22 protein-coding genes, 1 tRNA gene and 1 pseudogene are annotated in these 23,835 nt (G+C 56.9%); 7 read left to right on the plus strand and 17 right to left on the minus strand.

Going from position 1 to position 23,835, the window contains the following annotated elements; genetic code table 11:
- Positions 1-95 precede the first annotated feature (95 nt).
- The 8 genes and pseudogenes from proB to R3X27_RS03535 form a co-directional block, all read right to left on the minus strand.
- Positions 96-1,208: a glutamate 5-kinase gene (proB, locus tag R3X27_RS03500; protein ID WP_317707437.1), complete on the minus strand. Its 1,113-nt coding sequence runs from the start codon at positions 1,206-1,208 to the stop codon at positions 96-98.
- Positions 1,208-2,248, minus strand: coding sequence for a GTPase ObgE (gene obgE, locus R3X27_RS03505; protein ID WP_317707438.1), 1,041 nt, complete (start codon positions 2,246-2,248; stop codon positions 1,208-1,210). Before obgE ends, proB begins: the two co-directional genes overlap by 1 nt.
- Positions 2,245-3,294 (minus strand): GNAT family N-acetyltransferase, encoded by a 1,050-nt coding sequence (locus tag R3X27_RS03510; protein WP_317707439.1) that lies wholly within the window; start codon positions 3,292-3,294, stop codon positions 2,245-2,247. The genes obgE and R3X27_RS03510 overlap by 4 nt, the downstream gene beginning before the upstream one ends.
- 12 nt (positions 3,295-3,306) lie before the next feature.
- The gene (locus R3X27_RS03515; RefSeq protein ID WP_317707440.1) at positions 3,307-3,849 is read right to left on the minus strand and encodes a GNAT family N-acetyltransferase; all 543 of its coding nucleotides are present in this window, start codon (positions 3,847-3,849) and stop codon (positions 3,307-3,309) included.
- Positions 3,840-4,274 carry a hypothetical protein gene (locus R3X27_RS03520; protein ID WP_317707441.1) on the minus strand — a complete coding sequence of 145 codons (435 nt, stop codon included), beginning with the start codon at positions 4,272-4,274 and terminating at the stop codon, positions 3,840-3,842. Before R3X27_RS03520 ends, R3X27_RS03515 begins: the two co-directional genes overlap by 10 nt.
- Positions 4,275-4,346: 72 nt before the next feature.
- Positions 4,347-4,616, minus strand: a complete 270-nt coding sequence (gene rpmA, locus R3X27_RS03525) for a 50S ribosomal protein L27 (RefSeq protein WP_317707442.1) — start codon at positions 4,614-4,616, stop codon at positions 4,347-4,349.
- Positions 4,617-4,643: 27 nt separating this feature from the next.
- Positions 4,644-5,006: pseudogene (rplU, locus tag R3X27_RS03530) on the minus strand (50S ribosomal protein L21); the annotation flags it as partial.
- A 228-nt stretch (positions 5,007-5,234) separates the two neighbouring features.
- Positions 5,235-6,101: a DUF2059 domain-containing protein gene (locus R3X27_RS03535; protein WP_317707443.1), complete on the minus strand. Its 867-nt coding sequence runs from the start codon at positions 6,099-6,101 to the stop codon at positions 5,235-5,237.
- Between the two features lie 164 nt (positions 6,102-6,265).
- Between R3X27_RS03535 and R3X27_RS03540 the strand changes: the two genes are divergently transcribed.
- From R3X27_RS03540 to R3X27_RS03550, 3 genes are all read left to right on the plus strand, one after another.
- A tRNA-Ser gene (locus R3X27_RS03540) sits at positions 6,266-6,355 on the plus strand.
- 653 nt (positions 6,356-7,008) lie between these two features.
- On the plus strand, positions 7,009-7,473 hold the full coding sequence (locus tag R3X27_RS03545) for a hypothetical protein (RefSeq protein WP_317707444.1): 465 nt from the start codon (positions 7,009-7,011) through the stop codon (positions 7,471-7,473).
- The gene (locus R3X27_RS03550) at positions 7,470-8,402 is read left to right on the plus strand and encodes a TerB family tellurite resistance protein (RefSeq protein WP_317707445.1); all 933 of its coding nucleotides are present in this window, start codon (positions 7,470-7,472) and stop codon (positions 8,400-8,402) included. The genes R3X27_RS03545 and R3X27_RS03550 overlap by 4 nt, the downstream gene beginning before the upstream one ends.
- 300 nt (positions 8,403-8,702) lie before the next feature.
- Here the strand turns inward: R3X27_RS03550 and R3X27_RS03555 are convergent, their stop codons facing one another.
- The 9 genes from R3X27_RS03555 to R3X27_RS03595 all read right to left on the minus strand — a co-directional run bounded on the left by R3X27_RS03555 (position 8,703) and on the right by R3X27_RS03595 (position 19,845).
- A complete protein-coding gene (locus R3X27_RS03555; protein ID WP_317707446.1) occupies positions 8,703-9,782 on the minus strand; it encodes a tyrosine-type recombinase/integrase in 1,080 nt (359 codons plus the stop codon).
- A gap of 510 nt (positions 9,783-10,292) precedes the next feature.
- The gene (locus R3X27_RS03560; protein WP_317707447.1) at positions 10,293-10,736 is read right to left on the minus strand and encodes a hypothetical protein; all 444 of its coding nucleotides are present in this window, start codon (positions 10,734-10,736) and stop codon (positions 10,293-10,295) included.
- Between the two features lie 68 nt (positions 10,737-10,804).
- Positions 10,805-11,197, minus strand: coding sequence for a hypothetical protein (locus R3X27_RS03565; protein ID WP_317707448.1), 393 nt, complete (start codon positions 11,195-11,197; stop codon positions 10,805-10,807).
- 175 nt (positions 11,198-11,372) lie between these two features.
- Complete coding sequence (locus tag R3X27_RS03570) at positions 11,373-12,785, minus strand: hypothetical protein (protein WP_317707449.1); 1,413 nt, start codon at positions 12,783-12,785, stop codon at positions 11,373-11,375.
- The gene (locus R3X27_RS03575) at positions 12,785-14,680 is read right to left on the minus strand and encodes a tyrosine-type recombinase/integrase (protein ID WP_317707450.1); all 1,896 of its coding nucleotides are present in this window, start codon (positions 14,678-14,680) and stop codon (positions 12,785-12,787) included. Before R3X27_RS03575 ends, R3X27_RS03570 begins: the two co-directional genes overlap by 1 nt.
- A 190-nt stretch (positions 14,681-14,870) precedes the next feature.
- Entirely contained in the window at positions 14,871-15,290 is a 420-nt protein-coding gene (locus tag R3X27_RS03580; RefSeq protein ID WP_317707451.1) for a helix-turn-helix domain-containing protein, read from the minus strand.
- A gap of 196 nt (positions 15,291-15,486) precedes the next feature.
- Positions 15,487-17,118 carry a YfjI family protein gene (locus R3X27_RS03585; RefSeq protein ID WP_317707452.1) on the minus strand — a complete coding sequence of 544 codons (1,632 nt, stop codon included), beginning with the start codon at positions 17,116-17,118 and terminating at the stop codon, positions 15,487-15,489.
- A gap of 256 nt (positions 17,119-17,374) precedes the next feature.
- Positions 17,375-19,066: a hypothetical protein gene (locus R3X27_RS03590; protein ID WP_317707453.1), complete on the minus strand. Its 1,692-nt coding sequence runs from the start codon at positions 19,064-19,066 to the stop codon at positions 17,375-17,377.
- Positions 19,066-19,845, minus strand: coding sequence for a hypothetical protein (locus tag R3X27_RS03595; protein ID WP_317707454.1), 780 nt, complete (start codon positions 19,843-19,845; stop codon positions 19,066-19,068). Before R3X27_RS03595 ends, R3X27_RS03590 begins: the two co-directional genes overlap by 1 nt.
- Before the next feature lie 446 nt (positions 19,846-20,291).
- Here R3X27_RS03595 and R3X27_RS03600 point away from each other — a divergent pair, with 446 nt between their 5' ends.
- The 4 genes from R3X27_RS03600 (at position 20,292) to R3X27_RS03615 (ending at position 23,827) form a co-directional block, all read left to right on the plus strand.
- Entirely contained in the window at positions 20,292-20,471 is a 180-nt protein-coding gene (locus R3X27_RS03600) for a hypothetical protein (RefSeq protein WP_317707455.1), read from the plus strand.
- Positions 20,472-20,633: 162 nt separating this feature from the next.
- Positions 20,634-21,710: a DNA (cytosine-5-)-methyltransferase gene (gene dcm / locus R3X27_RS03605; protein ID WP_317707456.1), complete on the plus strand. Its 1,077-nt coding sequence runs from the start codon at positions 20,634-20,636 to the stop codon at positions 21,708-21,710.
- Between the two features lie 13 nt (positions 21,711-21,723).
- Positions 21,724-22,200, plus strand: coding sequence for a DNA mismatch endonuclease Vsr (locus R3X27_RS03610; RefSeq protein ID WP_317707457.1), 477 nt, complete (start codon positions 21,724-21,726; stop codon positions 22,198-22,200).
- A 1-nt stretch (position 22,201) separates the two neighbouring features.
- Positions 22,202-23,827, plus strand: coding sequence for an ATP-binding protein (locus R3X27_RS03615; RefSeq protein WP_317707458.1), 1,626 nt, complete (start codon positions 22,202-22,204; stop codon positions 23,825-23,827).
- Positions 23,828-23,835 lie beyond the last annotated feature (8 nt).

Genomic DNA, 23,835 nt, shown 5'->3' on the forward strand with positions numbered 1-23,835 from the left:
CGCGTCAAAAGATTCCAGCAGAATCTCCTGATCTCAAATACTTCCGAGGCAAGCCGCCGTTTGGAGCAACGGCAGCAATACCCTTCCCCGGTCGATCACAGCGCCATGTCGTCCCGGTGAACAAGCGCCGCCCGCCCCGGATAGCCCAGCAATCCGTCTATCTCACCCGAACGATGCCCGGCAATGATCCGCGCCTCGGCGCTGGTATAGCGGCAGAGCCCCTGCCCCAGCTTGCCCGCCGGCCCGACAATCTCGACCGGTTCTCCGCGCCCGAAACTGCCGTCAACGGATGTCACGCCCGCCGGAAGCAGCGACTTGCCCCCCGCCAGCGCCGTCGCGGCCCCGGCATCGACAAATACCGCCCCATGCGGCTTCATCGAGGCAATCCAGCGCTTGCGCGCCACTTGTGGGTCGCCCTCGGTGGTAAACCAGGTCGCCGCCGCGCCGCTGTCCAGCGCCTGCAAGGGGCGTTCCACCGAGCCTTCCGTGATCACCATCGCGCATCCCGCCTTCACAGCCGTTGCCGCCGCCATGAGCTTGGTCTTCATCCCGCCCTTCGAAAGCCCGGAGCCGGCATCCCCGGCCATCGCCTCGATTTCCGGCGTGATCCGCTCGATCACGTCATAGCGGCGCGCCGTCGGATCCTCGCTCGGATTGGCGGTGTAGAACCCATCCACATCGGAAAGAAGCACCAGTTGATCCGCGCCGACCGTCACGGCAACCTGTGCGGCCAATCTGTCATTGTCGCCAAAACGGATTTCATCGGTCGCGATTGTATCGTTCTCGTTGACAATCGGAACGACACTGAGCCCAACCAGCGTTTCCAGCGTTGCCCGCGTGTTCAGGTAGCGCCGGCGATCCTCGGAATCCTCCAGCGTCACAAGCACCTGTGCTGCCTTGATGCCATGCGGCGCCAGCGCCGAGCGATAAGCCCGCGCCAGTTCGATCTGCCCGACCGCGGCCGCCGCCTGTGCCTGTTCCAACGGCAATTCGCCGGTGCCAAGCCCGAGGCTCGCGCGCCCGAGCGCAATCGAGCCCGAAGACACCAGGATCACATCGGTGCCCCGCGCCCGCGCCGCAGCAACGTCGTCGGCAAGCCCCGTGAGCCAGGCCTCGCGCAGATCGCCGCTGTCCCGGTCAACCAAAAGCGCCGAGCCGATCTTGATCACCAGCCGCCGTGCAGCCGCGATCCTCGGTCTCTGCGTCATCAGGGCCGCCACGGACCGTCCTCCTCCTCATCCACACCGGATTCCTTCCGGCGGGCCGCATCGATCTCCGAGCGAAGCGTCCGCAGGACTGGCAACAGCCCTTCCTGGCTGACACCGGACATCGCATAGACCCGCCCACCGGATGCCTCTTCCAGCGCGGCCATCCGTTCGGCACGCTCCTCTTCGTCCAGCGCGTCGATCTTGTTCAACGCCGTCACACGCGGCTTCTCGGCCAACGCGCCGCCATAGGCCTCCAACTCGCCGATGATCGTCCGGTAATCGCCGGCCACATCCTCCGAGGTTCCGTCCACGAGATGCAGCAACACCGCGCAGCGCTCGACATGGCCCAGGAACCGATCGCCGATCCCGCGCCCCTCGCTCGCGCCCTCGATCAGCCCGGGAATGTCCGCAACGACGAATTCGGTGTTGTCGATACCCACGACCCCGAGATTCGGATGAAGTGTCGTGAAGGGATAATCCGCGATCTTCGGGCGCGCATTGGACGTCGCGGCGAGGAAGGTCGACTTGCCCGCATTGGGCAGCCCGAGCAGCCCCGCATCCGCAATCAGCTTCAGTCGCAGCCAGATCGTCCGCTCGATCCCCGGCAGGCCCGGATTGGCCCGGCGTGGCGCCTGGTTGGTCGCGCTCTTGAAATGCAGGTTGCCGAAACCGCCATTGCCGCCGCGCGCCAGCACGAAGCGGTCGCCCACCTCCGCGAGATCGGCAATCACCGTCTCCTCGTCCTCGTCGAGGATCTCGGTGCCGGCCGGCACGCGCAAAAGGATGTCCTTGCCATCGGCGCCGGTGCGTTGTTTGCCCATGCCTGGAATGCCGTTCTTGGCGAAGAAATGCTGCTGGTAGCGGAAGTCGATCAGCGTGTTCAGCCCTTCTACGGCCTCCACAATCACATCGCCGCCCTTGCCGCCATCGCCGCCATCGGGACCACCATACTCGATGTACTTCTCCCGCCGAAACGAGACGGCCCCGCCGCCGCCGGCGCCAGAGCGGATATAGACTTTTGCGAGATCGAGAAATTTCATGTGCTTGCCTCGAAGCTGGATCGCTCTAGGCGATAGTGTGAAACCGGCGTGGGCTCAAGCCGCAGCCGTGTGGGGTCGGTGATCCGATCACCGGTATACCGGAAGCCGAGCTTGCGCAAAACCGCGCCGGAAGCCGGGTTGTCCGTGTCGTGATCGGCCTCGATCGCGGTGAGCGGGAAGGCCCGGAACATAGCGGGCAGGAAACGGGCCATGACCTCGGTCACGATCCCCCTGCCCCAGAGCGATTTTTCCAATAGATATGCGAGGCTTGAAACTCCGTCTTCATCCATCGGAGACAGGCCCGCCATGCCGATCAGCTTGCCCGCGCGATCACAGATCCCAAGCCGGAAGCCTGCTGTGCCCTGCCATTGGCCCTGCGCGATCCAGTCCCGCGCTTCAGCGACCGGCCAGGGGCTGGGAATGGAGGAGGTGTTGCGGGCAACGTCGTATTCGCCGCCAATTCCGGCCATGGCCTCGGCATCTTCCGGACGCAGCGGACGCAAGCGGCAGCGTGGTGTCACAAGTTCGGGCAGGCTGTTCCAATCCTTCCAGCGAACGCGAGTGAGAACCATGCAGCAGCTCTCGACAGTCTCGCCCCGTGACCGCGCATGTTGCTGACGCCGCTCGCCGGTGTAGATGAAGCCCAGCTTCTCAAGCACCACGCCGGAAGCTGTGTTCTGGGCGAAATGGCTCGCGGCCAGTTGCTGACCAGCGGGATCGGCGAACCATTTGTCCAGAACGGCGAATCCCGCCTCTGTCGCGATCCCCTGCCCCCAGGCCTCCTGCGCCAGCCAATAGCCAAGTTCGCTGCCGATGGAAATCGTTCCGACCAGCCGCCCTCGTTGCTCGATGGCCCAGGTATCCGGGCGGGTCCGCGCGTGTTCGATGAAGTCCCGCGCCTCCGTCAGCCCATAGGGATGCGGCACGGTCGACAGCCACTTTGACACCTCAAAGGGGCCGACGCCGCGCGCCAGCGCGTCCGCATCGTCTCCCCGCAGGGGCCGGAGCCTGAGGCGGGGCGTCTTGATCTCGTTCTCGCCCCGCATGTCAAAATCCTGTCAGAGCTTTTTGAGATATGTCCAGGTTGGAACAGAGGCGTCGCGCGCAACCGAGAAGGTCTCCGCATCGCCCAGATACTGGAAGCCGGAATTGGTCAGGATGCGCGCCGAGAAGGCGTTGTCCTGGAAGACCTCGGCAAAGATCGTGTCGCAATCCTGCGGATTGTCCGCCAGCAGCGCGTTCACCGCCTCGGAAGCAAGCCCGGTGTGCCAGAGCACGGGCGCGACCCAATAGCCGATCTCGGATTGGCTCGGCGCGTCTTCCATTCGTTTCAGCGAGATCACCCCGACAAGTTCGCCAAGGCCAGCCGGCGTGCCGTCCATGGCCCAGACATCTTCCTTGCGGGTCTCGGAAAGGCTGCGCGTCACGAAGGCTTCAGCGGCCCCCGGCGGCAACGGATGCGGCACCGAGCGCGTGCCGACCGCAACCCGCTCATCGCCCGCATAGAGCTCCAGCAGCCCGATATCGGAACGCTGGAGGGGCCGCAGCGTCACGCGCTCGGCCCGGATCACCTGCTGTCCCGAAATTGTCTTCAATTCCATGTCGTTTCCCTCCTCCCGGGAACCGTTTCGGCCATGACGGCCAGTAATTGCCCGCGTCCCCCTCCCAGGGCCTGCGCGCCGTTCCAGAGCAGCCCAAACAGGCCACAAATGGTCACTGACACGGCGATCTGCAGTGACAGGAGCATCGTATCGTTCGCCTGCAGGCTCGCCGCAGCCCAGTCCAGCGGCCGTATCACCAGTCTGAACAGGAAACCGGGCAATCCTGTGGCGATCGCATCCGGCTGCAGGCGCGCCTGGCCGAGCTTGAACCCAGTCCAGGTCAGTTGCGCCAGAGACGCCCAAAGGAGCGCCCAGACGATCGGACGGATCCGACGCGCTCGCGCCGTGCAGCGAAAGGGTATGCCACCCCCCTCTCCGAGTCCGAAACCAACCAACATCGTCTTGCTTGCAACCTGCTCTTGCACTCTTTGAATCACCAAGGGGGACCGGCTTTTTCGCCGATCCCCCCTGACATTTCCTTAACGTCCGGGTTCGGCTTATTCCGCCGCTTCCGCTACCGGAAGAACCGAGATGAAGGTTCGGCCCTTGAGGCCCTTGTGGAACTTCACCGCGCCATCGGCCGTCGCGAAGATCGTGTGATCCTTGCCCTGGCCAACGCCCTCGCCCGGCCACCACTTGTTGCCGCGCTGACGAACGATGATGTTGCCGGGGATGACGGCTTCGCCGCCATATTTCTTCACACCAAGGCGACGACCTGCGGAGTCGCGACCGTTACGGGAAGAACCGCCTGCTTTTTTATGTGCCATATCGCTTGTCTCCTATCACTCGGCGTCGGCTTGCGCCGGAGCCTTGGACGCGCCGATGGCAGCTTTCACGCCGCTTTCGGCCGCACCGGTTTCGAGGATCTCGGTTACGCGCAGAAGCGTGAGCTGCTGGCGATGCCCGCGGGTACGCTGAGAACCGTGCTTGCGGCGACGCTTGACGAAGGTGATCTTCTTGGCGTCCTTGATCTGGTCGATGACCTCGGCCTGAACGGCCGCACCATCGATAAGCGGCACACCAACCGTGGCGCCAACCATCAGCACATCATTGAATTGAACGGTTTCGCCGGCAACAGCCGCCAGCTTTTCGACGCGCAGCACATCGCCTTTTTCAACGCGATATTGCTTGCCGCCGGTCTTGAGGACCGCAAACATGGGTCTATCCTTTTCGTTTCCGCGTCGCTTCGGCCCCCGTCCCCGGGTGTTTGCGTCGATCAGATCGACACCTCGGACTGCGCGCCCTTCAGATGGACGTATCTATCATTCCCGCTACGGAGAGCCCGTTAACGGAAGTCTGCATATGAGGCAGAAAACCGCGCCAGTCAAGTCCATGATCCTTCAGTTTACGTTCAAAAGTGGTGGCTGAAGCCCGCAAAGCCGGGGTCAGAGTTCCTCTCCGGCAAGAAACTGCGCCGCAGCCTCGCCCAGGTCATAGGAAATAACCTGGAAGAGTTCGTTGAAAGCCACGAAGAGGGTGTGATTGAGACTGTGGCCGGCCTCGCTGCGTGAGAAGTCGATATACCGTTGCAACTCGGCGTCGCTCAAGGGCTGGTAGGCCAGCGACAGATACGACATCAGCCAGCGCGCAGTCTCGCTCCGTATCGCGTCCTGCTGCATCCAGATCTCGCGCAGCATTTGGCCTTCTTCACGCATTGGACCAAAGGCGCCCGCATTGTTCAGACCCATCTGGAAAGCCATGTTGGCGTTGATGGCCGTTTTAACATTCGCCTCGACGAGATCGTTCGTCTCTGCAAATTCCGTCAGGAGTTCATGGCGTTCAGGGTCGCTGTTGCGCAGCAGGTCAAGATGGTCACCGCTGGCTTCTTCCACGCCGGGCTCAAGAAAGGCCTGCCGCGCGGAGATCTCCAACCTCAGAATCCGTCGTCCAAGCTCGCTGTCGAAGAAATCGACCAGCGGGTCGATATGCCAGGGCTTGGTCGCCGCCTCCAACTCGGCGCCGAGAATCTGTATCATCCGTTCGGGATCGTAGATATCGGCGACGAGTTTGGGCCAGCGCTCCTCACCGCGCCCCGGAAACATCGCCGTTTGAAGCTCTTCCGCATGAAAAACCCCTTCGTCGCGGAACGTGTCCACGAGTTCGTCGATTGCCAGCGCTTCAAGAAGTGGCGCTGTACGCGCTGAAGACGTCTCGTCCGCCTCCGAGGCAATAGCCGCGGTTGCCAGATGGATGAACATCGAAATCTGCAGAAGGGCGACAATGATGCCTGCCCGAGCAAATCTGACCTGCATAGAAATCTCCAATCGCCAATCAGGTGTCTTCCGTGGTGCTTGAATGTCAGCCGTGACTCAATAACATCAACAATAGGCGAATTTTACTGCCGAGGTGGAGAGAAAAGCACTTGCGCCCCTCGCGCAACACAACTAAACCGCGCCCACCCTGACCACGGGAGCGCGGAGAGGTGCCGGAGTGGTCGAACGGGGCGGTCTCGAAAACCGTTGAGGGTGCAAGCCCTCCCAGGGTTCGAATCCCTGTCTCTCCGCCACTAACCCTATAAAATAAATGAAAAAAACACCCGCCCAGTCACTGCGGGGGATTGTGAAAATTCCTACAGGATTTTCATAAAGGGGCATACTATGCCCCTTCCGAGCATGCCGATTGGACGTTCTATGCCGCCTCGGGCCAGTATCTGTCCCTACAGATCTGCTGATAAGATGTCTCTGGCGTGCCGACAAAGTCGTCTCCGGACACAAATGACCATTGCGATCTGCTCCCCAAGAACGTGTTGAAGCCAAGCTTTGGTCGACGTCGCGTCCGATATCCCGAAACCACAACGCATCACCATCCCCCTTCCAGACCAAAGCGTGCTGTCGCAACATATGACACCAAGGGAGGACTCCGGCCATTCGTCGCAGTTTACAGCAAGGTCGGCCTCGCGGACCTTGCTGCCGTTCATCCAGCCAACTCTAACTGCGGCTACCTGCGCGAAGCTACCGGCAGGGTGATCTTGTGCACCGTTGGCGTTGTCAACACGGATGGCTTGGGGAGAAAGATCAAGTTGCTGCAACAGACGGAAAACAGGCAACCCAAATGCCGCATTTCCAGACGACAAGTAGGAGGTCTACGTTTTGTCTGCCAGCCAAGCCGTGCGTTTTCTAAGCCGCTGAGGCTGCGAGTGACATGAAGGAAACTCCAAGGATGCCCTCGATAACTGAAGCAGAACCCAAGACGTTTGAAGAAGCGCTGGAGGTTATTCAAACTGCCCCGACTCTCCGCAAAATCAAATCCTACTTGGACAACACTGCTCTTTCAGCCGACATGAAAGCCCTGCTCTATGATGTCGCCAAGGTGACCGTCAAAATAGGTGAAAGAGTCGTTGCCATAGGAAGGTATGTCCTTTCCTTGGCGTCGGCATTGATGGAGAAGTATCCAAGCATGTTGCTGGCGGCGGCAGTTGGGCTGGTTCTTGTGACACTGACAGGAGGCGTACTCGGCAGTGTTCCGGTTTTCGGTGCTATTGCCGTGTATTTAAGTAAGATCGCTGCTTTGATAGGGGTGGCCAAAGGTTACTTTGAAGATCTTCGCCAAAATGTCGCCAAGAGCGAAATGGATCGCGTCGCTGCCCAGTTCGCCGCTCTCAACATGGGTGTCGTCCAGCAATGATCAAGCTTTCCGAAGAGCAGCAAGTTCTCGGCTTTGATTGTGTGCAATCCGTATTGGCGAACGAAGAGCGCTTCAAGATCAGGCTGAAGATTGGACGGGATGCCTTCACATCGCTGAAGACCGGGGAGCGTTTGGGGCATTTGTTTCACTTGGGTACCGCAGCAGGTGCAGGTGCAGGCGCTGCGGCTTCAGGCACGGTCGCGACTACGTTTTTCGGATCGATCTGGACGAGCGTAGGACTTGCGACCGCTGCTACGCCAGTTGGATGGATCGTGGGCGCCGCAGTTGCTTCAGGTGGCTTTGTTTATGGCGTGTCGCGACTGTTTCAATCGTACTCCAATAGCCGCGTCGATGAGATCCCTAAGTTCCTCAACTCTGCGTTGGACATAATGGCGGCATCGACGCTGGATCTCTTGGGCAGTCTGGCGATGAAAGTTGCGTCCATCGACGGCCATGTTGATCAAACAGAACGCAATAGCATGCAGGAGTATTTTGTCGATGAATGGGGATACGACCCTACCTACGTCGAGCAGGCTTTGAACGTTCTTGAGCAAAACATCGAGAAAACCCGTTTGTCTGAGATGACGGCGTCCTTGGCAGAATTCGCAAAGAGCAATCCCGACTGTGATTTCGGCACCATGCAAGCCGGACTTCGAGAGCTATTGGTTGAGATCGCAGAGGCTGACGGTCATCTCGACGAGCGTGAAGAGATGGCTATCGAACGGATTGAGGCATCGCTATGCGAACAGAATTCGTTGCTCTATTCGGTAAAGGCAGCGGTATCCGCTACGGCATCTGGCGTGTCATCAGCATCTGAGACCTTGGGAAAGAGCGCGACCGGTGCTGTTTCACGTGCAGTTTCGGCGTTTCGGGGGGCATCTGGGAGACTGCGGTCCAAGGGAGCGAACGGTTCGGGCCACGACGATTAGTTACCCCTATATCTGCCATTCGAGACAAACCTCCAACGACCGCACCGTCGGCAAACTCATCGTTCGTGCCGCCAGCAGCATTCGGAACTTCGGCTCGCTCCAACCATTCGCCGCAGCTGGTATCAATGACCGACCTGGACGATTCAACACCAAAATTTTTATCCTTCCGAAAATCGCAGGCACCGTCTCAGCGACTTTGTCGATGATCGCCAGGGAGCCTTGGTCGCCGGGCCAATCATGCACAAAGGGTCGCCTGTAAAGACGACCCTTTATTTGTTCAGAAGTCCTGGCTGGCTACCTCTACCGGATGCCGTTGAAAGCGTCGGCCCTCGCGCGGATCTGTTCTTCCTGAGTCAGATAGCGGAAGTAGTAACGTTCGGTCGTCAGGATCGAACCGTGCCCAATGTACTGGCTGACCCTGTAAATCGACCAACCTTCCTTCAATCGCTCAATCGCGAACTTGTGCCGTAGATCATGAAGTCGGGAACCGAACTCGACTTCTTGCCCGTACTGCCAGAAAAGGTTCGAGACATCCTTGTAATGACCGTGCGCGGTGTCATTCCAGAATACGTAGGGGGACACCGGCGAACGAGGAATATCGCGTAGGATAGCTACTGCTTCCGGACGTAAAGTGACTGTGCGGATCTTGCCTCCCTTGGTCTTCCGGTATGTGACTTGTACGTCTTGGCCACCTTCCCCCGAAAAGCCGGAGATATCGGTCCATTGGAGAAGCGCTGTCTCTTTCGCGCGTCCCCCAGTCGCATCCAGAAAATCCGGGAACCAGGCAAGTGTTCCCGGGGCCCTTGAGGAAAGCTTCCCTACATCATCCCTCGTCGGCAGAACGATGTCTGGCAGAACCTCCTTCATTCCTTGCTTGACGAACATGTCCATGGGGTTCTCGGTGATCATCTTCTTGTTGAGCATGTAGTTCATCAGATGCCGAAACGCTGTAAGATCCCGATTGATTGTGGCGACCGAGCATTCTTCCTCACGGCGTCGGGAAACGAACTCGGAAATCGTGGCTACATCGATTTCACTTGCCTGGATGCTGTGAATGTCGCGCCCCAAATCGACGAAGAGCTCGAACAATGTCTCTCCGATCTGCCGAGCGCTGACCATGTACCGTTTCCGGGTTTCTGTCCCCCAACCCAAATCCCCTGCCTTGAGTGCCTCACAGAAGTCGGCAAAGCCCTCCACAAACCGCAGTTCAAGGGCTCCGCTCGATATCTGTCCTTTCAGTTCCCGGATGCGCTCCCGCGCCTTTTTCTCCGCGGTCCGCCTATGATTTGTTCGAAGCGACTCCCGGCGTTCGACGCCGTCGATCTTGATGCGGAGATACCAGTTCTTGCTGCCGTTTTGCTTGTAGATGTTGTCTGGCACGACTCACCTTCCTCAATCCATGAGAGGATTTGATCCGGGTCGAATGTCCAGACGCCACCGAGCTTACGAGCACCGGGAATAACTCCCCGAACTGCCTGTGATGTGATCGTCCGTTCGTTCAAACCTGTCACCCGTACGACGTCGGCTGTACGGATCCTCTGTTCCATTGTTTTAAGGACGTTGGTCGCTTTTCCAGAACCGGAAGAAAAAAGTTCGCCGGAAGGGAAGTTCATTGTTTCTGCTCCATTTTCTGCTTCCCAGAGGACGTGGTACCTTCTTGTTTCGCGCGGAAACATATTTCTTTGAGGAAAGGTGGAGAAAAGCATCGGGATACTTCAAACCGCCAGATACCGATCTATTGCTTTGATTTTATTGCCGTTTTCGTCCCGCCTCGTCCTGACCTGCCAAGCAGGTCAGGCTTTGAAGGGGGGATCCTCTGGCGTTGCCCCCGCCGGAGCTGATCTCAGAGGCAATGGTTCCCTCTGGCGGAACCTGAGGGAACCGTGGAAATCAATGGCGACCGTGTTGTTCGAAAAACAATTCGACCTTTTGCATGACCACCATTTCACGGCGTGACTGTCGGAATTCGACAAGCGCATCCTCCAGGCGCTTGAAGCGCTCGCCTTTCGCCGAGTACTCCGGCTTGCTCCTGATCTCGTACTCGATGAGCCCAGCATCAGCGTAAACTTCTTCGAGCGTGGTGGTAACGCTCAGAACTTCCTGGAGGAGTTCGTTGGCCACGATATCCTGCAGGATTTCGAGCTGTGCGTCCGTGTCCCGGCTGAGGAATTCGGGTTTCTCCAGGCCTCTGGAGACCGTATCGATCAGACGGTGATGGCCGAAGTCGAACAACGGTCGGGCATCCCCGAGTTCTTCCGTCAGGGTCTCGGAGGCTCGGACGGCTCGAGAGACGACCTGGGCAATTCTGTCGTTGTCGTGTTGTTGTATCTGCATTTGGTACTCCTTTCAGGTTGTGCGCCGTGGCGCTTCAAGGGAGCCCACCGATGGGGCTCTGGAAGGGGTCATGCAGATTCCAGTGCTGGTTGCTGATCTTGCTCCTTTGCAATTACTGCCATGTGGTCGGCCATCTGGTTCGCCAGCAGGCAGATTTCTTCAACGACCGGGGATGCCGGATCGATCATCGAGAAACAGACGGCTTCGACGCTGTCTTCGATGTGCACATCTTTCAATGACAACAAACTGTGCAGCTCGACCAGGGCGTGCCTGTGGCGGAGTGTCAAAACTGCAGAGGTGGATACCTCCTCAATAAGATACGCGGTCCTGCGGACCGCTCTGCGACCTCCAAGAAGTCTCGCCGACGAAACCAATCCAACAGCGTTTTCGAGCAGAAAGCTCGAGAGTTGGAGATGGGGCTCGCTGCAAGACGGAAGCGTGAAGTTCTTGTCCAAGTACATTGAATTATCCGAAAAAGGCGCCGAGCCATCGTGCTCGATCAAGAAAAAACCCGAACTGGGTTGAACGCTTTCCTTCGGATTTAGGTGTCTTTGCCTTGTGGTCGGTGTCGGTCATTGCCGCCTTCAAAGAAGGAGGCGGCAGTGACGACAATGAACACAGGCGTCTGGTCTTCCTTCACGCTCGAGCAATTTCGCGAAGCGCCTCGTGATACTGCTCAATTCCTGCGGTTTCCCGGAAATCAGTCCGGTAGGCGGATTGCGACCAACGCGAGGAGTGCCCCAGCAAAGTCTGAACGGCCCATGCACCATCCGGTCGGTGCTGACGGATCAGGTTCGTGATCAGCGTTCTTATAAGATGCCCAGAAATGCGGAACTCCTCCTGGAGGAGCTTCGATGGGTGGTAGGTGTCGAAGCTTTCCTCACCAAGGCTCAACAGGTTGCATCCGTCGAGTTCGGCAATCCGATCATCTATCGACCACGCTGGGCGACCGCCGAGGATGTGCAGATCGATGATTTCGCTCGTCACACCCCAATACGGGCCAAGATCCTTCTTCTTTCGGGTCTTGGATTGCCGGAAACCTGCCTCCCAAAATCCGCCGCTGCCCCGCTCGACCTCTCGACCGATGCGAAATGTGGATAGGTCTCCTTGCCGATCGGCACCATTCACCAGCAGGGCGAATACGACGGCCTTGCGGCGCAGCCGGTGGGCAAGCGCCGAGTGGGACTGCAATTTCTCCGCAGAGTCGATACATCGGTTCGCGGCAACAAGGATATCCGAGAGATCGAAATTCCGATGAAAGTCCCGAAGCTTCTTCTTCTTTGACGGGTCCTGGTCCGTGGCCTCTGCTTCGAGGGCTCCCAGGATTTCACAGAAAACCTCTTCACCTTCTGGCTCAAGGAGCCTCGCGCGGCGCGCGAAGTGGATCACGCGGCCGAAATAATCTGCCGCAGAGCGTGCCGACATCTTCGGTCGCATGAAGAGAAAGCGAAGAAACACTTCCGCAACTTCTTCGCTGAACGCTTCACTGGTTTCGACCCCCTCAGAATTTGCCCACTGTCGAGCAGCGGCACACATACCGACCGCTTGAATGATCATTTCGCGGGTGTTCGCGTGAGGTCGTCGATAACTGCATCTCTCGGTTCGAACCCGCTTATCCAGCAATGGTGCGGCCTTGGCCCAGCTTTCCGGCCACTCATCAGGGAGAAGTGAGACACGTTGCGATCGCCGAGGTTTGCGCGGTTTCGCATTATATTTCTGGTTCAGCCAGTGATCCCACTCCTGCCGAAGCGGCTTTGCGACGGACAGGGGAACCGACGCATCGACCAGTTCCAGAGCAGTCATAAGGTTGATCAACGTGGTCCGGTTGGACGCCGCCGCCACAAAATCATCTGCAGTCGCCATCTCTGGCGGACGCCCTGCTTGCGACAGCGAGGCATAGAAACGCTGCAGGGAAATCGCCACACCCCGGGCAGAGAAGTATCCCAGGACAATGGCCGAGGCTGTATCCCGCGCCACTGAGGCGGGAACGTCAGGCATGCGCCTGACGAACCGATCAATGCGTTCTTCGTTGGTAAGCTTCCTCCCCATCAAGTTTTCCTCTTCTGCAAAACGAGGTTCGGATTCAGCTCTGCGAGGACTTCGGCGAACATTTCCATGGCGGCGCGACCCTCGCCACGGGCGTAGAATTTCTCGACAGTGCGGACGCTGTCCCCGAGCAGCGCAGCGACGACTTCGTAGGCCCCTGGATGCTTGGCGAGATAGATCGTAGCGGCCACGTGGCGCATCATATGCGGGGTCAGCCCCTGCAGCCCCAGGCGACGCATGGCGCGATTCCAAGCCTTGTTGTAGGTGCCGCGGGACATGACGCGGTTCACAGTCTCGCCTGGAAACATGTGAGGTGTTTCTGGAGCATCCTTTCCCTCCTCGACTTCGACGAAACGCCGGATCCAGAGGTCCCGCCCCAGATCCAACCACACGGAAATGACATTCCAGAGCCAATCTGGGATCGGGCCTTCGATCGGTCGCCGGTTTTTCACCCTATCCCGCCCGATATCGAGCCAGGCCGACACTCTCTCGTTCTTGGGCGCGATGAGCTCGCCGTTCTGACCGTCGTTGGTGATTTCGTGGATGTTCAACGGCCGCATGGGTCGGGCAAGCGCCAGGCCCAGCATGGATGCCCCGGCCAACAGATGCAGAGCCTCGGTTCTCGGATGCACGGAGAGGGATTTCCACTTCGCGAATGCTCTTTCCCATTCTCCCAGCAGGCGCTCTGGACCACAGACAATTGTCCGGGCAATCTCTGGATCGCGCTCCATCAGCTTGACGAAGGCCTCGCGTGTCGCTGACATCTCGTCGGATCGGTCGGAGTAATTGTCTGGGTCATAGCGCTGCTCTTCCAGTTCCCACAGGATCTCTTCCGGAAGCCAGTTTCGACCGGCGATTGTAGAGAGGTTGCAGAGGTAGGTGTTCATTGACGATGTGTCTCGAACCTCCATCAGGAATTCGCTTTCCTGACACCGCGCTCTGAAGGCCTCGACCGCGGTCTCAACGTTCTCCACCGTCAGGAGTTCACCGAGTTCCTGAAGACAATACGCATCCTCACGATCTGGAAAGGCGTGCCGAACCAGCCAGGACAGAGCAAGGATGTGGTTCTTTCGGGCTGCTTCCGGCTTTCTGACCGGTTTCTTCCGGCCACGCGTCGCCGCACGTCGGCGCGCCATCGGATCTTTGCCGAGGCGCCCTGCAAATCGATCCTTCTTTACCTCGCCACGGATCGCCCGCTTGATTGCCTTGTCGCGCGATTTCAGAAATTCGGGGGAGAATTTGGACCAATCGAGTGGGAAGTCTCGAATCCTTGGCAACGGACCGATCGGCTTTTCTGGCAACAGATCCTTGATAGGCTCGTGGACATCGCGGGCAAGGATGATCTTGTTGAAGAACAGGAAAGATCGCCGCAAAGACGCGACTTTGTCAGCGGGAGTGCCCTTGATCACTTTGGTCGCCGTTTCGGTGTCCAGTTCCCAAGACGGCACAATACCGGTGCGGGATTTCAGGTTGTCGATTGACCGGGTGGCCTGGTTCGGGAAGAACCCGTCGGAAACTTGGCCTCCTGGGGTTTCGAGGCCTGCAACATAGTCGATGATCTTGTCGTAGGAGGCGTCGGCATCGAGTGCTACATCCTGTTCGCAAACTGTCTCCAGCACCTTGTCGATCGTCGCGCCGATCTTCTTCTCCCAGGTGTGGAAGGCGCGTTCCTGAGCTTCAGGTGGTTTACCCTTGCCGAACTCGCCGGCCCATACGATCTTCTTGGCCGCATGGGACCATGCAACTCGGTTCGCTGGAATCTGGTGGAGGTGTTTGCCGGTCAGGCGCACAACGCGATCAAATGCGGAACCCAGGGATTTGGCCGAAGCCGCACTATATACCTGCGGAATATGATCTTTGATATCTCTAAGGTTTTGAATATTGGTGTTTTCATTCATTGGAATGACCCTTCATCTACCGGCTTGTTCCGTTCATTCGCAGGAAGATGAACGGAACGGCCCGGTAGATTTGGACCGTAAATCTGTAGGGGCGTTTGGTTCAGAGCACTCGAAATTCCGTTCATCGACAGGGATGGCCGTTCATTCAGGCAAAGGGCGGAACCTGCTGGCATGCTTCCGACAACCAAGCTCATGACCATCTCCGCAACCAACGGAGAACTTCCTCCGGAACGAAGAGGTAGTCTTTCCCAACCCGCCGGAATGGCAGCGCCCCGGCCTTGGCTCGGCCGATGATCGTGTCTCGGCAATATGGCGTCAGCGCGACAACATCGTCGACAGTATAGAGGTCTTCGCGATAGGCGCCTTCGAGCCCCTCGGGTGGTTGCCCACCTTCGAAGTCGAAGACGTCCGGCCAGCGATAGCCGATCAACCGACCTTCCCTATACCCTGGAAGCAAGCCATCTCTTTCGGCACGCCAGAAAAACGCATCGCTCCCTTTCTGCCAACGATTGAACAGGCGTTGACGGCTCAGGAGTTCATGTTCTGGCTTCGCAAGAACGATGTTTGTGGGAGCATTCTTGTGTCGTGAGTGAATTGTTTTTGTTCGCATTTTTCATCCTTCCAGTTCAGCAATGAACTGGACAAAGGGAAAAACCGCCGTTCACCCAAACGGCGGTAGAGAGAATTTCGCGAAACGATTGAGTTAATGAGGCCGATCGAAGGAGACGACTGAGCGTGAGGCTTGCGGGGCTGCTAATCCTGCGGTTCTTGTGCCGAATTGCAGGATTAGCAGCTCGCAGGGGCCATCACGATGCAGGTTCGCTACGATGTTCATCGCCTGCAACGCGATGCGGTCCCGAAGCAGCAACGCCGGCTTGAGGATGAAGCCTATAGGGCGCCTTCCTCGCCTTTCCGCCAACCACGGTCTCCGGCGGAAGAGCCTGAATCCAGCCATGCTGAACCAGGATATCCAAAGCCTTGTTCAAAGGAACAGCCTTCCGGGTCGCAAAAGGACCGCGTTGTTGAAGCGCCTCCTTTGCGAATGCATCGCCGGGTGCATAGTTGACCATCAACCAGTCCAGTACTCCCTTAGCATGATTGACAGAAACGTCAGCAAGTGCAGCTGCGCGAAGATGCTTGAACTCTTCGATGTAGAATTCCAACATTTCACATGCAGACTTCATTGTGTCGCCCTCCACCGACACGGCGTACTCATCCTCAAACAGGGTCAGCATTCCGGCGATCCTGCAGGCGTGTTCGGGTGCCTTTGCGGCGAAACCGGAAACCTCGGCAAGTTTACCACCGGTTCCCAGTTGCGCCTCGATTTGGTCGTGGAATTCCCGGCAGATTTCGAACGCTTCATCTGATAGCTTCAGGATCCGCTGCTCTTCCTGAGTCTCAAGGGCTGCCTCCAACAGATGCTCTGTTCTGTCCTGAAAACCCTTAACTCGCTTCCGATCTTCAACTGAAGGTCTTTTGAAAAGCCGATTTCCCATGTTGGACTCAGGCCAAACCGGCAACATGCGCGCCAGGAGCCCCTGTCCCACGAGAAAATCATCTCCATACGTTTCCTTGAGCAGGACGGGCTGGAACATCAGGTTCAGGCTGGTAGGGCATGGCGGGATGACGGCAACGCTATCCCGCCCGGAACGGGGTTGAGAGATCACTGAACCATCCCACAACTTGGAAAGGCCTCCGCTCGATTTTGCACGGTTCTCTTTCGACATCGCAAATCCGCCAAAAAACTGCGCGGCTTCATCGGTGAACCATCCGATGAACCCCGCCCCCGAAGAAATCGCTTTCAGCAATCCCTCATAGGTAGGCTCGGTCACAAGAAAACTTCGAAAACTTGGACATTCCGGCTTTGGATCTCCCCTTGAAAGCTGCGATAGCTCTGCGTTGAACTGCGCCAACTCCTTTTCGTGTTGTCGGTGGCGGCGCTCAAAGACATTCATGACGCCCTTCATAGCCCTGCCATCCGCGGCGCTCTTTCTTTCTCCCGAGTTGGCAATGGTGGTGAAGTATTCAGACACGAATACCTCGTTGCCATCGAGGAGCGTCTCGACCTTTGCGAAACGGGACGTGGCCAGAGAGCAAGCAGCAAGGACCGATTGCACACAGATCGCCATTGGTGCCTGGGTTATCCTGCCAATGGATTCAGCGGCCTCTCGCAGTTTTGGCGTGAGAGCGTGAACAGGATAGGAGTTGGCACTCGGCAGCGCCGCTGGCAGCGGTGACGGCGTTTGGTTGGCATGCAAGTTGCAGCGAGGCTGGGGCCGCCCCTTTCTGCCGCCCTTGGTGCTCCTTGATTTTCGAACCGCCGGTTCCTTGCGCGGTGGCTTGCTGGATGTCACAAGTGTGGAGAGCCAGCTTCGAAGTGCAAATGGCATAAGATCATGTACCTTTGTTCCACCGTGAGAGGCGGATATTTCAGTCATGATCAGAATTTTTGTTCGATGGAGCCGGCGCGGAAACAGGTGCGGCACATTGCCAACACCAATCTTGCATTGCGTTGTTTTTGCTTTCTCTTCTGCCTGTATTCAGTGCCCTTCGGACAGATTTTCGGATTGGATCAACGGAGAATTGCTGGTTCAGCATAGAGTTCATGGTGTGAAGTTGAACAAGACATTCGGAACATCGAAGAGCGCCGCTGAAAAGCTGGTCAAAAACATCGTCCGCAACGGCGACAAGAAATCAGCTCTTCTCCGCACAATCTGGTACGAACTCCAATTCCGGCAGTCTGTCACCTTCCACGAGCAACTCCAGATTCACACTAACTTGATCCTGCCGCGAAGAACTGGCATTGGCCATGCCATTCCCATCTTTGACGAGTGAAACCGGGACCTCCAGCGTCAGGTGCGCCAGCAAACCGTCGACCCCACGCGTTTCGCCCAGTGCATTGAGCGCCACCTCTCCCTGGAATCTTCGGTTGGTGCGAATTCGAAGGTGCTGCTCCAGGTCAATCGAAACTGAAAGATTGATCATGTCCAGACGTGCCCCCCCCGGTTCTGCAACCAGCGAGAACCCTTCTTCTTCCGTTGCAACTGCGCGAGAAATAGCCTTTTCGTACCCGTTCACCTCAAGACGCGCCGAAACTTTGCGGTTCGCACGATAGCCAAGCGGAAGGTTCCCGATAATGCGTACCTGCTGCAACTTTGCATAGGATGCGTGTCCCGTCAGGTTCTCCCGGATTTCGCGCACCAGCCTGTCCAATGAGATTCTTTCGGCACCACTTTCCAGCTCGGCTTTTAATGCCGAAATGTTGGTGGGGGTTCGTCCATGAATGTTGCCAGCCAGTTCATCGTAACGCGCGATCAGCTCAGATGCCACTCCACAGGCCGCAGACCAATCCCCACCGGAGAGCTGTCTCAGTGTGAATTTCTGAACCTTCCTATCTGAATACACCTGAACCTGGAGCGCTCTTTCCGCCAAGAGTGACACGAACAGCGCCTGTTTGGCTGCTTTGTCGACTTCAATCAGATGATGCAGTTCGGCCTCAAAGGCTTCGCGATTCCACAGTTCGTCAAGTTTACCGGCACCGGCATCTGTGACCAACCATGCGACCGCTGCGCCACCCACAGCACAAACGGCGGCACCAGGTCCCAGCCATCCACACGCGGCTGCCGCGCCGCCTCCACCCATTGCCGAAGCACTCCACTTGGCGCCAGCTTTTGCTGCGGCTTTCGCGGCGATCTTTGTCCCCATTTTCTTGCTGATCGCCAGGGCCACGACCTTCGTCGAGCCACCTCCGACTGAAAGCGCAATCGCCGTTTTTCCGGTTTGCTCTATTGCATCGTCAAAGACCGCCGCCGTCAATGTACCAGCAGTCACGTCATTTTCTTCGGCACTGTTCACTTCGGCAGCCAGTTCTTCCCTATATACTTGGGAGAATCCCTCATTGAGTTTATTGGCCACGCCCGACAACCGCCCCTCCATGCCAGAGAACAGCATCTGCTGGAGTTTGACCGCCGGATCTCCAGAGACTGCTGTCCCCAACTCGACGTAGGATCCCCAGACCGAATAGTGAAACTCTGCATATTCAGGCACCGCGGCGTGGACCGGCGCATAGGCTTCTTCGAGCAACGGCGCCACCAAAAGAGATACCTTTCTGAGGGTCGTTGAGTTGGCTCTACTCAACACATCCTGAACGCGGGGTGGTGACCACTCGCCGAATTGCTGTTGGTTTTCTTCCATAGCGTCGCGGCTGCGATTGAATGCGACTACATTCAACACGACCGTCACCGCGACAAGGGCCAAGATGGTTCCCCAGAACCATCGTCCCATGTTTGGCTTTTTTCTGTCGCGCATCTCTGCGTTGTTCTTGCCGGCTTTTCGGCGAGGACGAGTTGCTCCCGATGCGCAAACACGTTTTTTAGGCGCCGGCATCATTTCGTCCTTTCAAATATCTGCGATTGCAGAAAGTGGGTTACGACGACGCCCGTACGAACCACAACGAAACTGAACAGCGCAGCATCCGCGCTAAAGAGCAAAGCAATGAATGGATGTTCCCGGAGTTGCACCACCGCCCAGAGCTTGGCGCCATCATAGGCAAAGGGCACCGAAAGGACTTCCGATAGAATTCCTCGAGCGGCTGGCACCTGACTGCGGCCAATCTCGATGGCTTCGACAAAGGACGCTTCCAACATGGTGCCGGGCTGCTCTCCCCATGCCCAAATACCATACCAAGTCACGAAAAACACCGGAATAGACACCAACCACGTCGCCATGCGCGACGCGTATTCCCGGTCGAAAGGCCTATTGAAATGGCGAGCAGCAAATCGCTGGCCAGTACCGTAGACAAAACCAGCAACAAAAACAGCAGCAAGAATGAGACCGATCTGTTCAGACGGCAGTTTCAGAGTCTGCCAAGCCAAAACCATGATTCCGACTGTTGCAAAGACTGTGGACACTATCGAGGTCCCCAACCTGCCTGAACACCAAATGTGGAGCGATGAACCTTTCCGTACAGCCCTTTGCACACGGGCTTCCCGCGGGGCGAGAGCAATGTCCCAAGCACCGGCAAACATGAAGACCGCCAGCGGGAACAGCGAAAGCATGCCCCATGCTCCGAAGTCGATGGCAACGCGCCACCACCAAATCGTCAGACCAACCACCACCGTCGCCCCGAAAGCGCTGTTTATCTGCTGCCGCATAGAATCCCACATTCCGCATTTCCTGCCGGGTTTGTCCCCGTGCCTGCCGTTGGCATGTTCCGGGCACACCACAATAACGTTCGATGCGTCTCACATGGACAGGGTGGGATTGAGCCAGAGTACGCGCAGCACCGGAAATATCACACCGGTAAAAGACCCACAATTCGCGTAGTTGCGCGACATGAACCAAGTAGTCCGTCTGGGGAACCGAAACGGATTACTTCAGAAAGATGAACCGCGGGATTCTGATGAAAAAAGGCACGTTTCACTGAAGCCCAGAGCATAGGTGTTTCTCGGCAGATGAAGAGCGGAAGTTCGGCAAGCAAGGCACCAGCCGCGCACGACAATGGCTCAAAGTGCCTGCGCCCATCAACAACGCCACCTCTTTCTTCCGCACCTTGGAGCTCAAGCTCAATCGGGACGGCAAGAGCTCAGTTCTACCGGACCTACTGTAGCAGATGCCCAAGGATGAACAGATCGGCAACGTGATCACCGACCGTGACTGCGTCAGGGCAACAGGCGCACTGCAGGAAGCCGGCCAAACAGGGGTTTTTTCTGATGTGCTGGATCTCACGACCGGCCTCAGCCCTCCTTGGCCTCGGCAAACGTTCTTCTTCCTCTTTCCGGCCAAGTGCTGAAGAAGCACTGCCATCCTTGCAAGCTTTACCTGGGCGCCGATCATAGCAGTTGTGTGTCGGCCCCACTTGCCGCATACATATGGCAACAATCCATGCGCCGCGCCGTTCATAGAGGGCAACGTCCATGGGGCATACTTTCCAATGGAAGTCACGGTAGCTTGAATGAAGAAAACCACCGAATCGTTTCGTTTTATCGACCTTTTTGCGGGAATTGGCGGCCTTCGAATTGGCTTTGAAGCGATCGGTGGAACTTGTGTTTTCACATCTGAATGGAACAAGTTTTCGCAAGAGACATACAGGGTCAATTTTCCGGATGACGACCACGAAATTAAAGGGGACATAACCACGATCAACGAAGAGGATGTCCCAGTACACGATTTATTGCTCGCCGGATTTCCCTGCCAACCGTTCTCAATCGCTGGAGTATCCAAGAAAAACGCCCTTGGGAGGGCACACGGCTTCGCTGATGAAACCCAGGGTACACTCTTTTTCGATGTCGTACGCATGCTGAGGCATCACAAACCAAAGGCGTTTTTGCTGGAGAATGTGAAAAACCTACTGAGCCACGACAAGGGAAACACAATGCGCGTCATATTGCACGCATTGGATGAGCTTGGGTACGAAGTCGACTATCGCGTCATAGATGCCCAGAACTGGGTTCCTCAGCACAGAGAACGGATTTTCATATCCGGTTTTCGTCGTAATTTTTCTACCAATTTCACCATGGAAGACGTAAAAATCCCAGATGGAGAAAGGCCATTGTTGAAGGACATCCTTCACCCAGAAGACGGATCAGAAATCTCTGAACCCCCGTTTACCGTTGGCCCAAAGGCCGAAGTGGCAGAAAAATACACCCTGACCCCCAAACTCTGGGATTATCTTCAGCGATACGCCGCGAAACACAAGGCAGCAGGAAACGGATTTGGCTTCGGCTTGAGGGGCCCCGAAGATGTCGCAAGAACACTTTCCGCAAGGTACTACAAGGACGGTTCTGAAATCCTGATTGAGCAGGATGGAGACATTCCGAGACGCCTGACGCCACGTGAGTGCGCACGTCTAATGGGGTTTGACCGACCGGGCAACAATCGACCTTGGATCATCCCCGTTTCCGATACCCAAGCTTATCGTCAATTTGGGAACGCAGTTGCCGCACCTGTCGCCATTGCGGTAGCCAGTGCCATGGAACCGTGGCTTACGAACACAGTGGCAATCCGATCAAGAAAGGATAGGCGTGCCTAAGACCCGGCACCCGATGAGCCGATCAGAGATGATGTCGCGGATCGGACCCAAGGACACAAAGCCTGAACTTGTTGTCAGGCGCGCGCTTCACGCTTGTGGATATCGTTTTCGACTTCACAAAAAAGAACTCCCGGGAAAGCCGGATCTTGTGTTGAGCAGGTTCCAGTCAGCGATTTTTGTCCACGGTTGTTATTGGCATGCGCATGAAGGCTGCCGATATTTCAGACTGCCCAAGACACGGCGCGAGTTCTGGGAAGAGAAGCTTCTTTCCAACAGAAAGCGCGATCGGGCTGCGATTCATAGTCTGTTGGATAGCGGCTGGCGTGTTTTGGTCATCTGGGAATGTGCGACCCGTGAGCTTCGGGTTGAGCAACTTGTCGCCCGCATCATCGATTGGTTGCAGTCCCCTGAAAAATTTGCAGAAATATCGTCGGACAAACGGCAACCAACTTCTTCCACGCCAAAACGGAATACGGACAAGGGCGTTTGAAATGAACAACGATTTGATAAACGAACCAGACGCCCCAAGGCTCATCAACGGTCTACGGGATACAGGTTATGACTTCCGGACAGCTTCTGCAGACATCATAGACAACTCGGTGGCTGCTGGCGCTCAGGAGATCAATGTTCGCATCGATTTGATGCAAGACGGGCGAAAGTTTGTCTACTTCGGTGATGATGGTTCTGGTATGGCTGCCGACGGTGTGTTCAAGGCGATGCGATACGGAGCCCCCGAACGCGAAAACCCCGAAAGCCTCGGCAAGTTTGGCCTCGGATTGAAGACAGCCTCGAGTTCTGTTTGCCGCCAATTCACACTGATTTCAAGAAAATCGCCAGACGAAGCTCTCAGCAAGCTTTCGTGGGATCTTGATCATGTCGAAACAACAGGCCTCTGGGAAATGATCATGGACCCCGTGACCGTTGATGAGGAGGACGCCTTTGACGAGCTATGTGGGGAAGGAAGTGGAACACTCGTCGTTTGGTCAAAGTGCGACAGGATCCTCTCAAAAAACTATGATGAACCCGGTGGCTCGAAAGAAAAAGCTGCGATTGGCCGTCTTTCAATCGGATTGCAAAGACACGTAGGAGAAATCTATCACCGATTTCTGAATAATGCCGACACGCGTGAGCGAAACATCACGATTTCGGTAGATGGAGTCAAGGTCGGACCATGGGATCCCTTTTTCCGGGAACGTTCGGAACAAGTCCTTGCTGAGAAACATCAAGAGATGGAGGTGCAGGTCGAAGATGGGAGCACACACAAGGCTTCGGTCGGAGCATGGATCCTTCCCCACAGCGACGACCTGAACGACGCCGAAAAGACCCAAGCCCGCATATCCAACAGGGGCCAAGGCTTCTACATCTACAGGGAAGGCCGGTTGATCAGTAGCGGTGGATGGCTAAGCGTTTTCGGCGGTCTCGACCCACACATGTCCTTGCTGCGAATTGAATTCGATTTCGGACATGAACTGGATGAGGCGTTTCATATTGACGTGAAGAAATCCCGCGTTCTTTTTGATCCGGCCTTGTCCGAATACCTCGAGAAGCTTCTCGGACCAGCTCGTAGGGAGGCAAATCTTCGGTATCGCAAGAAAGCCCAGAAAGCCGCAGCGAAGGCCAAGGTTGATCATACGTCCGCAAACCGCTCTGTGGAGGGGACCAAAAACACGCGGCAGGCAACAATCGAAGGAACTGATCCCAATACGCAAACAGCGGTGGTCTCGAACAATCGCGGACCGAAGATCAAAATTCGCCAGAAGATCGAAAACAACGTCGAACCTGGCAGCCTCTATATTGAAGCTGTCGACACAATCACGTCAGGAGACCTGTGGGAACCCAGCTATAGGAGCGCGGGTATCGAGGGGCATGTTGGCGCAGTTTTGTTGAACAAGCACCACGACTACTACCAGAAAATCTACCTTCGAGCGGCGAACAGCGGCTACTCCGTGCAGGGAATGGATCTTCTGCTCTGGGCCTTCACGGCAGCGGAGCAGAACAATACCAACGAGGAACTGGATCCGATTTTTTCAGATATCCGCGAAGAGATATCCTCAAATCTGAGAAAGCTGTTGCGCGACGTCACCACACCGACCAACGACGATCTTGGGGACGAATAGGGCTTTCA

Origin of the sequence: Tropicimonas sp. TH_r6 (assembly GCF_033101155.1) — a bacterium.
GTDB lineage: Bacteria > Pseudomonadota > Alphaproteobacteria > Rhodobacterales > Rhodobacteraceae > Tropicimonas.